Origin of the sequence: Aerococcus mictus, from assembly GCF_003286595.3 — a bacterium.
Lineage (GTDB): Bacteria > Bacillota > Bacilli > Lactobacillales > Aerococcaceae > Aerococcus > Aerococcus mictus.
In genome coordinates this window covers 617,528-631,547 of sequence record NZ_CP132985.1, presented here as the reverse complement: position 1 = coordinate 631,547, position 14,020 = coordinate 617,528, and the positions used below count along the sequence as shown (strand labels likewise).

Below are 14,020 nucleotides of genomic sequence, written 5' to 3'. Positions count from 1 at the left end.
AGGCTGAGCTCTCACCCAACCTGTTTAAGCATCACAATAGACTTTGGATATCGATGTGGTCTAATGAAGGAACATCATAGACCGTTGCCTCCAATTGCAAGTAATCAAAATATTGATTAATCGACAGTTGCTTAATGGCTTGCTTACGTTCCCGGTAAGAAGCTGGCAATTGGTGTTTCCAAGCAAAGTCAGTAAAATATTTTTCGACATCATAGCGACTGATTTTTGGATAACCCGCTCGTTTAAACTCACGCGCCTTCTTTTGACAAAGCGGCTGAATTAATAAACTTTGCCATTTGGATAAGCTATTGTTCGTCTTCTTCACAATTATTGCTCATCCTCATCCTTGATTAGGATCGTATCTTCATCGGTAGTCACCACATCAACAGTTTCATCATTACTGTCCGCTTGAATGTCTTCTTCCTCAGTTGGAGTTTGACCAGTCCCCGTTTGATGGCCTTTGATTTGAGCCACACTCATACGTTCAAAAACTAATAAAACACCTTCAACGTCAATGGTTACCGTATTATTAGTTTCATCAATTTCAGAGACTACCCCGTGTAAACCTGAAACCATCACCACTTCGTCGCCAACAGTTAGGCTATCCATCATTTGTTGCTTTTGCTCTTGTTGCTTCTTGGCAGGACGAATCATTAAGAAATACATCATCGCACCAATAATCACAATATATAATAAAATACTTACCATAATTTATAACCTCCATCTATTTATTAACACAATTATACTAAAAATTCTTAGGATTTTTCTCATTAAGGCCATAGCGTTCAAAGAAGTCTTCCTTGAAGTCAAGCAAGTTATCATCGCGAATGGCTTGACGAACATTGGCCATGAGATCGGTCAAGAAGTGCAAGTTATGAATACTGGTCAACCGCGCCCCTAGGATCTCATTAGTGTGGATCAAGTGTCTGATATAGGCCCGACTATAATTTTGACAGGTATAACAGGAACATGCTTCATCTAAGGGCCTAAAATCACGTTTAAAGGTGGCGTTCTTTACCACTAAGCGGCCCCGACTAGTCATGCAGGTCCCATTACGGGCAATCCGGGTCGCAAGGACACAGTCAAACATATCTATCCCGCGAATGGCTCCTTCAATCAGAGCATCTGGACTGCCTACCCCCATCAGGTAACGGGGTTTATGACTAGGCATAACTGGTGTCAGGTAGTCAAGGACTGCGTACATTTCGTCCTTAGATTCACCTACTGATAGGCCACCAATAGAGTAACCCGGGAAATCGAGATTAATTAAATCCTGGGCATGCTGGAGTCTTAAGTCCTTATAGCCGCCTCCTTGGATAATTCCAAACAGGGCTTGGTCTTCCGGACGCTGGTGGGCCGCTAAGCCCCGCTCAGCCCAGCGGGTCGTACGATTAATACTATTCTTCATATAATCATAAGAAGCATCAAATGGCGGACATTCGTCCAAACTCATAATAATGTCTGCCCCTAAGTTATTTTCAATGGAAATCGCTTTTTCAGGACTTAAGAAAAGCCGGTGCCCGTTCAGGTGGCTTCTAAAATAGACTCCTTCCTCTTCCAGGCGGCGGATCTTAGTTAGCGAGAAGACCTGGAAACCGCCAGAATCAGTCAAGATAGGACGGTCCCAATTCATAAATTGGTGTAGACCGCCAGCTTCTTTAACGATATCATCTCCCGGACGTAACCACAAATGGTAGGTATTGGAAAGAATGATTTCTGCTCCCAAGCCCTTCAACTCTTCAGGTGACAGTCCCTTGACTGTGGCTAGGGTTCCGACTGGCATGAAAATAGGTGTTTCAAATGACCCATGCGGCGTGGTCACCCGCCCTAAGCGAGCACCCGTGTGCTTTTCCGTTTTGATTAATTCATAAGTAAGTGCTGGCATTTCCTACACCTTTCTAGCTAAGAAAAAAATAATGAACAAGACTATTTTAGCAAAGATTTCAGCATTTAACTAGGACTAGGCCAGTGAAAAAGGAAATTGTCTTGACTAGAAAATCTTAACAGTTAGTAGTTAATAAAAAAGGCTGCGACTCTGGTCACAGCCTTTATGTCATTATTTTCTTCTATTAATCGCTATTCATTCGCTTAGGCTTCGTTGATTTTTTCAAAGCTGGCCCGGTCTTGGTCCTTATCATAGTCCACTTCAACCTCTTGGCCTGCGGCGACATCTCCGCCGATAATAGCACGAGCCAGTGGCGTTTCCACTTCATTAGTGATAAAGCGACGGAGTGGACGCGCACCAAATTCTGGTTCATAGGCCGTCTCAGCAATCCAATCAATTAAATTATCACTAAAGTGCAATTGAATGTGTTGGTCTTTGAGACGTTTATTGAGGCCTGAGAGCATCTTGGCAACAATCCCATGCATATTGTCTTGTGACAATGGTGTAAAGAGAATAATATCGTCAATCCGGTTAAGAAATTCAGGTTTGAAATAGCTATAGAGACGTTCTTTGACCTTGTCTCGAGCCTCGGTAGATATTTCTGAAGTATTCCCATCTTTAGCGTCTTCTAAGAGTAAGTCAGACCCGATGTTACTGGTCATGATAATGATGGTATTCTTAAAGTCCACGGTCCGACCTTGACCATCTGTCAAACGACCATCGTCAAGGATTTGGAGGAGAATGTTATAAACATCACTATGGGCCTTTTCAATTTCATCCAGGAGAACAACGGAATAGGGATGACGGCGGACTGCTTCAGTTAATTGTCCCCCTTCTTCATAACCGATGTAGCCAGGTGAAGCCCCAACTAAACGCGACACATTGGCTTTCTCCATGTATTCACTCATATCGATACGGATCATGTTATCTTCAGAGTCAAAGACTTGTTCCGCTAAAGCCTTAGCTAATTCCGTTTTACCTACCCCGGTTGGTCCTAAGAAGAGGAAGGAACCAAGAGGACGGTTAGGGTCTTGGATGCCTGCCCGGGAACGAAGAACCGTATCCGTTACGCTGTTAACGGCTTGGTCTTGACCGATCACCCGTACATGGAGGCGGTCAGCGAGGTCAAGTAATTTTTCCCGTTCATTTTGGGCTAACTTAGTCACTGGGATGCCGGTTTGGCGAGACACCACTTCTTCAATTTGGTCCTCGGTTACCGATTCTTGGACCAGGCTCGGTTTACCGCTGGCTTCAGCTTCGTATTTTTCTTCCATATCTTCTAATTCTTTAGCCAACTTAGGTAGGGTCCCATGTTGCAATTGGGCAGCTTTTTCTAAATCATAATTATTTTGAGCAATTTCTAATTGCCGTTTAGCATCGTCAATTTCTTGACGTTTATCTTGGATATGACTGAGGGAGGCTTTTTCATCTTCCCATTCCAAGGTCAGTTGGTTAGTCTTTTCACGGACTTCAGCCAGTTCTTTTTGCAATTCTTCTAAACGTTCCTTAGAAGCCGGATCATCTTCCTCTTTTAGGGCTTCTTCTTCAATTTCTAATTGCAATTGACGGCGCCGTTGTTGGTCGAGTTCCGTTGGCATGGAATTCATTTCTACACGAATCTCGGCGCTGGCCTCATCGACTAGGTCAATGGCCTTATCAGGAAGGTAACGGTCAGTAATGTAGCGGTCAGATAATTCAGCTGCGGTAACTAAAGCTTGGTCATGGATTTTAACGTGGTGGTGGTTTTCAAAGCTTTCTCTCAAACCACGTAAGATGGAGATGGTATCTTCGACAGTCGGCTCATTAACGAGAACCTTTTGAAAACGACGCTCTAAAGCCTTATCGGTTTCCATGTATTCCCGGTATTCATCTAGGGTAGTCGCTCCAATGCAGTGTAGTTCACCACGGGCTAACATTGGTTTTAAGAGGTTACCAGCATCCATAGCCCCTTCTGCCTTACCCGCACCAACAATGGTGTGGATTTCATCAATAAAGAGGATAATTTCTCCGTCTGACTTCTTAATTTCATTAAGCACCGCTTTTAGACGTTCTTCAAATTCACCCCGGTACTTGGCTCCGGCTAATAAGGACCCCATATCGAGGGAAAAGATGGTCTTATCACGCAGGTTACTTGGCACGTCACCTTTGACGATTCTTTGAGCCAAGCCTTCTACAATTGCGGTCTTACCAACACCCGGTTCCCCAATGAGGACAGGGTTATTCTTGGTCTTTCTAGAAAGAATCCGAATAACATCACGAATTTCATCATCGCGGCCAATAATGGGATCCATTTTACCTTCTCTAGCAATCGCGGTTAAGTCGCTCCCATATTTTTCTAGGGAATTATAATTTTCTTCAGCGTTTTGTGAGGTCACGCGATCACCCTTTCTCAAGTCTTTGATCTTATCCTTCACTTGGTCATAATTGGTATAAGTTTTTAACCATTTAGTGAGGTCGAGATAGTTCAATTTTAAAATACTTAGTAATAGAATTTCAGTAGACAAGTATTCATCTTGGAATCCTTGGGCCTCTTCTTGGGCGGTTTGCAATAATTCTGCTAGGGAACGCGAAATACTTTGACCGTATTGCACATTGCTGCCATTCACTACAGCAATATTATCCAGTTCACGGTCAAGTTCCTTATCGAATTCGTCCATTGGAATATTCATTTGATGATAAAAATTATAAGCAAATTGTCCAGGTTGTACTAATGCTTTGAAGAGATGCGGAATCGAGATTTCTTGATGATGTCTTGTCATCGCAATTTGTTGCGCATTTGCAAGAGCTTCTTGTAAACTTCTTGTCATTTCCATATTATTCATTCTCTTCGCTCCTTTGATTCATTCATTTTAAAGGTATCTTTTAACCTTTACATTGACTATTATAGCATATTGGTCAGTATTGATCAATACATTTAGTCAAAATTAGTCAAATAATTTTAGATGAATTTCTTTCCAAGATGACAAAAAGGAGCTGTGTTATCAACATCACAGCTCCTTACTTTTAATTATCTTTGACTTTAAAAATTACTTGCTCGCTATCTGTATCATAGGAGAGATTGACTTGGTCCTGTGCTTTTATTTGTCCACTAATTATGCGCTCAGCTAAAGGTGTTTCCAAATGTTTGCGAATGAAGCGTTTTAAAGGCCGCGCTCCAAATTCAGGTTCATAAGCAGAGTCAGCTAAGCAATCCTTTAAGTCCTCTTGATAAGTTAGGAAAATATCTTGCTGACTTAAGCGAACTTTCAACTGGTCTAGAAGTTTTTCAACAATTGCCTCCATATCTTCTTTAGATAGGGCAGAGAAGAGAATCGTATCATCAATCCGGTTTAAAAATTCAGGTCGGAAATGTTCTTGGAGTTTCTTCGTTACTGCTTGACGAGCTTCAAGCGATATCTCACTGTTTTTATGTTGAAGCATATCCGCAAGCAGAATATCCGAACCTAAATTACTGGTCATAATCAAAATAGTATTTTTGAAATCAATCACTTGACCCTGGTTATCTGTTAGCCGGCCATCATCTAGAATTTGTAATAAGAGGTTAAAGACATCCCGGTGGGCCTTTTCAATTTCATCTAAAAGAATAACCGCATAGGGTTGTCTACGAACTGCTTCCGTCAATTGTCCCCCTTCTTCGTAACCAACATATCCAGGAGGCGCCCCAACTAAGCGTGCAACACTGTGCTTTTCCATATATTCACTCATGTCTAAACGGATAATTTTTTCTTCATCATTAAATAACTGGTCAGCTAAGGCTTTAGCTAATTCCGTCTTCCCAACCCCAGTAGGCCCAAGGAATAAGAAAGACCCAATAGGTCGGTTAGGATCTTGGACATCGGCACGAGACCGTATAACCGCCTGACTAACGGCTTGAACAGCTGGATCTTGACCAACAATACGTTGGTGTAATCGGCTAGCTAAATGCATTAATTTTTCCCGTTCATGTTCAGCCACTTGGGCCACAGGGATGCCAGTTTGTCTGGCAATTACTTTGGCCACATCATTCTTCCTTACCCAGGGATCTAATAAGGGGCCATCACTACCATCTAGAATGGCCTGATAGTCTGCCTGAACTTGCCTTATTTTATCTTCATGCTGAGGAATGCTTTCCTCTTGTAAAATTTTGACTGCCTGGCTATTAAAGTCTTTTTGGGCTTGAGCCAAGTCTAAGCGGGCTTGTAATAAATTTTGCCGGTAATCTTGCCAGTCTTTCAGCAAATTTTTTTCTACCTGCCATTGCTTTTCTAGACTAGCTTCCTCATTTTGGGCGCTAGAAAGAGCCTGTTGAAGTTTATCTTTTTCATCAGCTTGCCCGTCTGAAGCGGTTTGCGCATTGGCTAAAGTTAGCTCCATATGATAGCGCTCTTCTCTGGCAGCTAATAAGCTATCAGGCACTTTTTTTAGAGCCATACTTACTTCCGCACAAGCAATATCTAAGACATCGATGGCCTTATCTGGTAAGTAACGATCAGTCATGTAGCGATCACTTAAGGCCACACTGGCTTCGATGGCTTGATCTTCTATAAAAACGTGGTGATAGCTTTCATGTTGGGCCTGTAATCCTTTAAGAATCGCCTGACTCTCCACTAAAGTCGGTTGGTCAATAAGTATTCGTTGGAAACGACGGTCAAGGGCACGGTCCTTTTCAAAGTATTGGTGGTACTCTTGGTGGGTGGTCGCCCCAATACAGTGAATTTCACCTCGAGCTAACATAGGCTTGAGTAAGTTACCAGCGTCCATAGCACCTTCTGTCTTTCCGGCCCCCACAATCGTATGAATTTCATCAATAAAGAGAATGATTTTTCCTTGTGAGCTTCTCACTTCATCGAGTACTGCTTTTAAGCGTTCCTCAAAATCACCACGATACTTTGCTCCTGCTATCAGGGCTCCAATGTCTAAAGCCATAACAATAGTGTCCTTTAAACTTGAAGGAAGCTTATCTTTCTCAATATGCTGGACTAAGCCTTCGACTAAGGCAGTTTTACCTACGCCAGCTTCCCCAATGAGGAGGGGGTTATTCTTTGACCGCCGCGATAGGATGAGCACCATATCAGCCAGTTCTTTTTCTCGGCCAATAATGGGATCCATTTCACCCGCTCGATAGCTGGCATTTAAATTTCTGGCATACTTGGATAAGGCCGGAAAGGATAAACTCACATCATCTTTGTCAACCATCCGCTTCTCCTGATAATCGGCTAATTTTTTATGGGCACTCGCACGGTTAACATAATTATTTAACCAATGGGTCAGTTCATTGTTTTTCTGATCAAATAGGGCCATTAAGAGGTCTTGACTAGCGATTTCGTTAGCTTGTCGCTTTTCTTGGTAGTCTTCTGCCCCTTGAAGCAGGTCACCGAGTTGTTTAGAAAATTGCTGACCGTAGTTAAGATTCTTGCCATAGTTGCTACCTATACGTGACAACTCGCGATTAATTTCCGCCTGCATTGCCTTCATTGGTACATTTAAAGACTTTAAGAAACGATAGATAAAACCATTTTGATCTTCAATTAAATAGTTAAAGACATGGGCAATGGCAATATTTTTATGTTTTTTCTCAATGGCCAAATTTTCTGCTTGTTTTAAGGCCGCTTCTATATTTTCGGCCAAGCGTTTTTTACTATTAACCATTTTTTCCCTCCTTTACTTGCCTATAAATAATAAGAAGAGTCTGGGACAAAAGTCTCAGACTCATTTCAAAATACGAACTATCTAATCAAAACATGTTCCAAAAGTCAGCCCTGACGTCCACTTCACGAACTATGTACGATAGGCTTGCGCCTATCTTCCATAGTTTGTTCCAGTGGTTCAGGGCTCTTTTGACTTTTGTCACACTCTCCTGCTATCTCTGTTCAACTTATACTCATTATGCTTCTTATAGCAATAAGCTATAAGGATTTTCTAGATAAGAAACAATTAGGTCTAAGAAAGCACCAGCTGGATCTCCATCCAATAATTGATGGTCAAAGGTTAAACTTAATGGGAATTTACTTAACTCAACGACTTCACCGTTATCATCAAAGGCTAATTCCTTTTGAATGGCTCCCAGACCCAGAATACCAGCTTCTGGTGGGTTGATTACCGGGGTGAAGTATTCAATTCCTCGTCCTCCCATATTAGTGATAGAAAAGGTAGAACCGGAATAGAGATCTGCTGGTAGTTGGCCAGCCTTAGCTTGGCTAGTGACTTCGTTAATTTTTTCGCCTAATTTACTTAGACTGAGGCCTTGAGCATCTCTAATGACAGGAACCACTAAGCCATCAGCAACTGCCGTTGCCATGCCAATGTGAACCGCTTCATGTTGTTCCCAGTGTCCATCCTGATACCAGCTATTCATTTCTGGCGTTTCTTCTAAAGCCTTCACAGCTGCTCGGGTGATTAAGGTGGTCCAGCCTAATGCTGCACCATCATTGGCTTTCGATTTAATTTCTTGACGTAGCTTGCTTAATTGAGTCACGTCTGCCTTGCGATGTAAGGACAGCTGGGCTGTGGTTTGTAAGCTTTGTACCATCCGTTTAGCAATCGTCTTCCGCATCCCTGGTAAACCTTCACCAGCTTGACTAGTTACTGCTTGGCTAGGCTTAGCTTCAGGTTGATAGCGTTCAACATCACGGCGGGTAATCCGGCCATTACCACCTGTTCCCGGAATATCCTCTATATTATACCCTTTTTCTTCAGCTAATTTACGGGCTACAGGAGTGATAAAGATGCGGTCGCCCTTAACGGCTCCTTGGCGTGCTTTGGTATCCGTTTTATCCTTGTTGACTTCTTTTGGACTATCTTTTTTACTGGAACTGGATTCTGCTTCAGTTTCACTAGCTGCTTCTTCTGTATCTTCAACTTCTACTTCTTCACCAGCTTCCCCAATATAAGCCATAGCGGCCTTACATTTTAGGGTGTCACCTTCATCAGCTAGAATTTTAATCACAGTTCCTGCTTCTGGTGCTTCAACATCTCCAGATAATTTTTCTGAACTAATCGTTGCTAGGACATCACCTGAAGAAACTTCATCGCCTTCTTTAACATACCATTGTTCGATGGTCCCTTCTGTCATGGTGAGTCCTAATGTTGGCATTACTACTTCTGTCGCCATATATTTCCGCCTCCTTATGCTCTTAAGTCGTCAATAAGTTCAGCAGCTTCTTCAATGACCTTATCCGCATCGGGTAAGTATAATTGTTCCAAGTTCACCGCAAATGGTACGGGCACATTAGGTGCACAGATACACTTAATTGGTCCATCAAGGTAATCGAAGGCCTTGTCACTCACCACTGAGGCAATATCGGTTGCTGTGTTATTGTGAGGGTTGGATTCATCAATAACAATTAGACGTCCGGTTTTCTTGACCGATTCAATCACAGTTTCTTGGTCCCAAGGGGCAACTGTTCTTAAATCAATGACTTCTACAGAAATACCGTCCTTGGACAAACGTTCAGCAACTTCTTCAGCGACAAAGAGCATTTTACCAATAGTCACAATGGTTAAGTCATCCCCTTGGCGATATACATTAGCCTTACCAATTGGAATAGTATAGTATTCTTCTGGAACTTCGCCCTTTTGACCGTAGATGGTCTTGTCTTCAGAAAAGACAACAATATTATTGTCTTCAATCGATGAAAGGAGTAAGCCCTTGGCATCATAAGGAGTCGCAGGAACAACCACTTTAATCCCTGGAATCGAACCAAAAATTCCATAATAAGAACCCGAGTGTTGGGCTGCCGCACTCGCTCCAGCACCATGCATGGTCCTAACTACCATAGGAATCTGAGCCTTACCACCAAACATATAACGCATTTTTGAACCTTGACCCAGTAAAGAGTCTAAACAGAAACCAATAAAGTCGTTAAACATTAATTCAGGGACTGGACGTAAACCAGTGACAGCCATCCCCACTGCTGCAGCCATATACCCCATTTCTGATAAGGGGGTATCAATGACACGATCTAGACCGTACTTAGGTCCTAAACCCTTGGTTACCCCCATAACGCCACCCCAGGCATCCTCATTTTCTTCAGCTAAATGGTCAACTTCACGACCACCCGCAATATCCTCTCCTAAGAGGACAACGCGGTCGTCTTTTTCCATGGCTTGGTCTAAAGCTTCATTAATTGCGGTCATAAAGGCAATTTCTCTACTCATATTAAAGTCTCCTCTCTCAGCTAAATCCTCAGATTAGTCAGCGAAAACATCGGTTAATAGGTTTTCAGCAGCAGGAATTGGACTCTCTTTAGCATATTCCACTGCGTCTTCAACATCTTGTTTGGCTTGGGCTTCAATTTCTTCTAATTCTTCTTGACTGGCTAAACCGTGTTCAATGGCATAGTCTTTAAAGACTTGAATAGCGTCACGGTCTGCCCATTCTTTTTCTGGACCTGAGAGGGCTTTATATTTTTGTTCGTCACCCTCGAAGTGACCATAGTTACGGTAGGCCACACATTCAATTAACGTTGGTCCTCCACCCTGACGAGCCCGGTCAATTGCCTCACCAGCTGCTTCATAAACAGCCATCAAATCTTTCCCATCGACACGGACACCTGGCATATTGTAAGCTGCCGCCCGTTCAGCGATGGTTTCCGAACCGGATGAATACCATTGTGGAGTCGATTCCGCAAAGAAGTTATTTTCATTAACGAAAATAACTGGTAATTGCCAAATACTTGCCATATTTAAGCACTCATGGAACAGGCCTTCGTTGGAAGCTCCGTCTCCGAAGAAACAAACAGCTACTGAGTCAGTTTTGAGGTATTTATTACGCATAGCTGCTCCGACCGCTAGCCCGAAACCGCCACCAACCATACCATTAGCCCCTAGGATTCTCTTATCGAGGTCAGCAATATGCATGGAGCCTCCCTTACCTTTACCGAGGCCGGTCTCTTTACCAAAAATCTCGGCCATCATGCCCTTAAGGTCGCCTCCCTTAGCCACACAGTGTCCATGACCACGGTGAGTAGAGGTAATATAATCATCATCAGTTAAGTGAGCACAAACGCCACTAGCAATAGCTTCTTCGCCAGCATATAAGTGAACAAAACCAGGAATTTCTCCTTGGGCAAAGAAGCGGTGAACAGTATCTTCAAAGTCCCGAATTTCGTTCATTGTCTTATAGATCGCTTTTGCCTTATCCGGACTCATGGCTTTGACTTCAACATCAGAAGCTGTTTTAATATCGGTTGCCATCCGTTCTTTAAACTGGGCTTGCCCGGAGCTTTTTCTTTGCTCTTGTTGTTCTTGTGTTTTCACCATAATGAATTCCTCCTATTGTTTCTGTTTAACTCATTAATATTTTCTTACCAATGCTTTAGCGACATCTCCAATAGTTTCCGATAAGGTAGGGTGAGCAAAGACCATTTGGGCAAGTTCATCAATAGTGCCTTCACATTGATAGACTGCTAAGAGAATATGCATGATTTCACTGGCACCATGACCAACTACCAAACCTCCTAAGATCTGCCCATACTGTCTTTCACTAATAATATTGACAAATCCCTCACTCTCCTCGAGAGCAGCAGCTGCCCCATTCATCATGAAAGGAATCTGATGACTAATCACATCATAGCCGGCCTCTTTAGCTTGATCTTCATGTAAGCCAAAGCTTTCCACGTCAACATCGACCGCCATCTTACGAGGCACAGCATTAAAGTCAAGTGGGTATTCAGCCTGACCTAAAATCGCCTTGACAGCCTTAATGCCTTCATGGCTAGCAGCATGGGCAAAGGGCCAGCCACCGATCAAATCACCAACACCATAAATTCCAGGAGAGCTGCTTTGATAGCTTTCATCAACTGCTAAATAAGTGCCTTTTTTATCCAATTCAAGTCCCATAGCCTTTACCATGGTCAAATCTGGACGCCGGCTAAGCATTAAGAGAAGCTGGTCAAAGTCAATCTTTTGACCATCACTCAGATGGACCTGGTCAGGACTAAGATGGTCAATGGTTACACCTTCAATCACTTCTACAGAAAGTTTTTTGAATAGCTTTTTGACATAGTCTTGGACCTCTTTGACTTGGTTTGGAATAATGGTTTCCTTTTCCTCGATCAGACTTACCTTCACACCCAAAGCAGCCATAGCAAAGGCAAATTCTACCCCATGCTCACTGGCTCCAACAATCACTAGGTGCTCAGGTAAGTCTTCCATATGGAAAAAGTTCTCATGGGTCAAATAATCTACCTTTTCAATTCCCGGAATTGTTGGTTCTAAAACCCGACTACCGGTTGCCAATAAAACGTTCTTGGCACTAAGGGTCTGATCATTGACCTTAAAGGTCTTGTCTTTAACAAAGACAGCTTCACCTTCAATAAAATCAATCTCATTGCTTTTAAAAATTTGCAAGATTCCTTGCTGGTTTTGCTGGACGACTTGATCTTTCCGCGCTTTTAAGACTTTAAAATCAATGTCATCACTGACTTGAGCTAATCCATATTGGGCCAGTTGCTTACTTTGTAAGGCCCAGCGGCCATTTTGAACATAGCTTTGAATGGGAATACAACCTGAATTTAAACAAGTCCCCCCTACCGGACCTTTATCAACGACAGCCGTTTTCAGACCTGACTTAGCTGCTTCTTCCGCAGCAATATAGCCTCCCGGGCCTGAACCAATGACTAATAAATCATAATCTGCCAAGAAAATCACTCCTTCCAAGCACAAATGTAATCGCTTTCATTAATAATAACACATTCTTTTTTAATTGCCAGAAAATTCATACATCGTTTTGAATTTTATTGTAAAATTTATCCAATATATATTATTATTAGAAAAATTTCATACAAATCATTATTAGCTCTCAGCCCGATCACGCAAAAAGAGCTGGCTCTTCAGCCAGCTCACGTGAAAAATTTTTAATTTCTAATAAAGACTTGCTCTTTACTCTAGCTGTCAAGAACTAGCATTAACTTTTCCTTTATGCCTTGCTTTGGCCAGACTTCATGCGATCAGCAAGAAAGAGGCAAAGAATGGAAACGACAGCTAAAATGATTGATAAAATAATCGCTAAGCGGTAAGAGCCGCTGAAATCATAGAGGTAACCATACATAGAAACAGCCACGGCCGCTCCGGCATTGGCAATAAAGTTCACTGAAGGATAGACCTTATCAAATAACTTTAATGAGAAAATATGCTTGGTCACCAAGGCCAAGCCTACTGCTGAAATAGAATAGACCGCCCCATAGAGGAAGCTTCCCAATAATGAGATTTCTGCCACTCTAAAGGTCATAATGACAATAAGGCCGAGAACCATGGTTGCTAGCATAGTGTAGACCGACACCATCGCTCCCTTGGCATCAGAAATAAAACCAATAATGATTTTAAAAATAATATTCCCTAACATTCCTGCAGATACCATTAATGCCGCCATAGTTGGTAAGTAACCGTACTCTTCGCCAATGGCAGGGAAGTGTTGGGCTAAACCGGTTAAAGCCGTGATCAATAAACTAGCTACAATTAACAAGACAAAGGTCGGTTGGGTATAGGAGAAGGCTTCTTCCCCACTATCGTCTCCTGTTTCATCCGCATCAGCTGCCTCTTCTTGGTAGCCATAAGGTAGTTTATTTTCATCGCGAGGATCAAAAGCAAAAGGATAGATAATAGCTGGTAAGGCTAAGAGAACAAATAAAAGTGCTTGAACCAGATAGGTTTGTCGCCAGCCAATACTTTGGATCAGTTGGGTTAGCATCGGGGCGAAAATCGCTCCAGCTACGCCTGAAAATGCAAAAACCACACTCGAAACTGTTCCGTGCTTAGCTTTATACCAATTATTAATCAATAATTGTAAGGGAACAATCCCGTAAAAGGCAGCAAAAACGCCACGGGTAAAGGCTAGAATATAGAATTGCCACATGGCATTAGAAAAGCCCATGACCATAGTAGACAAGGCCGTCACTAAAGCAGACACTATCAAGACTTTCTTAAAAGAAAAACGTTTTAAGACCCCTGGCACAGCAAAGGCAGCAAAGGCTGTTCCAAAACTAATCAGGGTGGCGTGGATGGCAAAAGTTCCCGTCATGACATTTAAATCTTTGGAAACCGGCCCTAAAAAGACACCCATCGAATTAATATTTAAACCGACTGACCCAGCTACCGTAAAGGCCATAATAATTGTTAGAATAAGATATTTACCTTTCATACCATCTCCTCTTTCTA

10 protein-coding genes are annotated in these 14,020 nt (G+C 42.5%); all 10 read right to left on the bottom strand.

Going from position 1 to position 14,020, the window contains the following annotated elements:
* Positions 1-31: 31 nt before the first annotated feature.
* On the bottom strand, positions 32-325 hold the full coding sequence (locus DBT49_RS02965; RefSeq protein WP_181646015.1) for a post-transcriptional regulator: 294 nt from the start codon (positions 323-325) through the stop codon (positions 32-34).
* A 2-nt stretch (positions 326-327) separates the two neighbouring features.
* Positions 328-708, bottom strand: a complete 381-nt coding sequence (gene yajC, locus DBT49_RS02960) for a preprotein translocase subunit YajC (protein ID WP_070558428.1) — start codon at positions 706-708, stop codon at positions 328-330.
* Between the two features lie 37 nt (positions 709-745).
* Positions 746-1,885, bottom strand: a complete 1,140-nt coding sequence (gene tgt, locus DBT49_RS02955) for a tRNA guanosine(34) transglycosylase Tgt (RefSeq protein WP_111846179.1) — start codon at positions 1,883-1,885, stop codon at positions 746-748.
* A 203-nt stretch (positions 1,886-2,088) separates the two neighbouring features.
* The gene (clpB, locus tag DBT49_RS02950; RefSeq protein WP_070558434.1) at positions 2,089-4,707 is read right to left on the bottom strand and encodes an ATP-dependent chaperone ClpB; all 2,619 of its coding nucleotides are present in this window, start codon (positions 4,705-4,707) and stop codon (positions 2,089-2,091) included.
* 181 nt (positions 4,708-4,888) lie between these two features.
* On the bottom strand, positions 4,889-7,513 hold the full coding sequence (locus DBT49_RS02945) for an ATP-dependent Clp protease ATP-binding subunit (RefSeq protein WP_070558435.1): 2,625 nt from the start codon (positions 7,511-7,513) through the stop codon (positions 4,889-4,891).
* A 244-nt stretch (positions 7,514-7,757) separates the two neighbouring features.
* Positions 7,758-8,975, bottom strand: a complete 1,218-nt coding sequence (locus tag DBT49_RS02940) for a dihydrolipoamide acetyltransferase family protein (RefSeq protein ID WP_070558436.1) — start codon at positions 8,973-8,975, stop codon at positions 7,758-7,760.
* 14 nt (positions 8,976-8,989) lie between these two features.
* Entirely contained in the window at positions 8,990-10,021 is a 1,032-nt protein-coding gene (locus tag DBT49_RS02935) for an alpha-ketoacid dehydrogenase subunit beta (RefSeq protein ID WP_101560563.1), read from the bottom strand.
* A gap of 33 nt (positions 10,022-10,054) precedes the next feature.
* Positions 10,055-11,059: a thiamine pyrophosphate-dependent dehydrogenase E1 component subunit alpha gene (locus DBT49_RS02930; RefSeq protein ID WP_141745198.1), complete on the bottom strand. Its 1,005-nt coding sequence runs from the start codon at positions 11,057-11,059 to the stop codon at positions 10,055-10,057.
* Positions 11,060-11,158: 99 nt separating this feature from the next.
* On the bottom strand, positions 11,159-12,505 hold the full coding sequence (locus tag DBT49_RS02925) for a dihydrolipoyl dehydrogenase family protein (RefSeq protein WP_070558441.1): 1,347 nt from the start codon (positions 12,503-12,505) through the stop codon (positions 11,159-11,161).
* 277 nt (positions 12,506-12,782) lie between these two features.
* Positions 12,783-14,003, bottom strand: coding sequence for an MFS transporter (locus DBT49_RS02920; RefSeq protein ID WP_070558444.1), 1,221 nt, complete (start codon positions 14,001-14,003; stop codon positions 12,783-12,785).
* Positions 14,004-14,020 lie beyond the last annotated feature (17 nt).

Excerpts from the sequence above, each read along its gene's own strand:
- yajC (WP_070558428.1), bottom strand. The coding sequence starts at position 708 with ATGGTAAGTATTTTATTATATATTGTGATTATTGGTGCGATGATGTAT.
- tgt (WP_111846179.1), bottom strand. The coding sequence starts at position 1,885 with ATGCCAGCACTTACTTATGAATTAATCAAAACGGAAAAGCACACGGGT.
- clpB (WP_070558434.1), bottom strand. The coding sequence starts at position 4,707 with ATGAATAATATGGAAATGACAAGAAGTTTACAAGAAGCTCTTGCAAAT.
- DBT49_RS02945 (WP_070558435.1), bottom strand. The coding sequence starts at position 7,513 with ATGGTTAATAGTAAAAAACGCTTGGCCGAAAATATAGAAGCGGCCTTA.
- DBT49_RS02940 (WP_070558436.1), bottom strand. The coding sequence starts at position 8,975 with ATGGCGACAGAAGTAGTAATGCCAACATTAGGACTCACCATGACAGAA.
- DBT49_RS02935 (WP_101560563.1), bottom strand. The coding sequence starts at position 10,021 with ATGAGTAGAGAAATTGCCTTTATGACCGCAATTAATGAAGCTTTAGAC.
- DBT49_RS02930 (WP_141745198.1), bottom strand. The coding sequence starts at position 11,059 with ATGGCAACCGATATTAAAACAGCTTCTGATGTTGAAGTCAAAGCCATG.
- DBT49_RS02920 (WP_070558444.1), bottom strand. The coding sequence starts at position 14,003 with ATGAAAGGTAAATATCTTATTCTAACAATTATTATGGCCTTTACGGTA.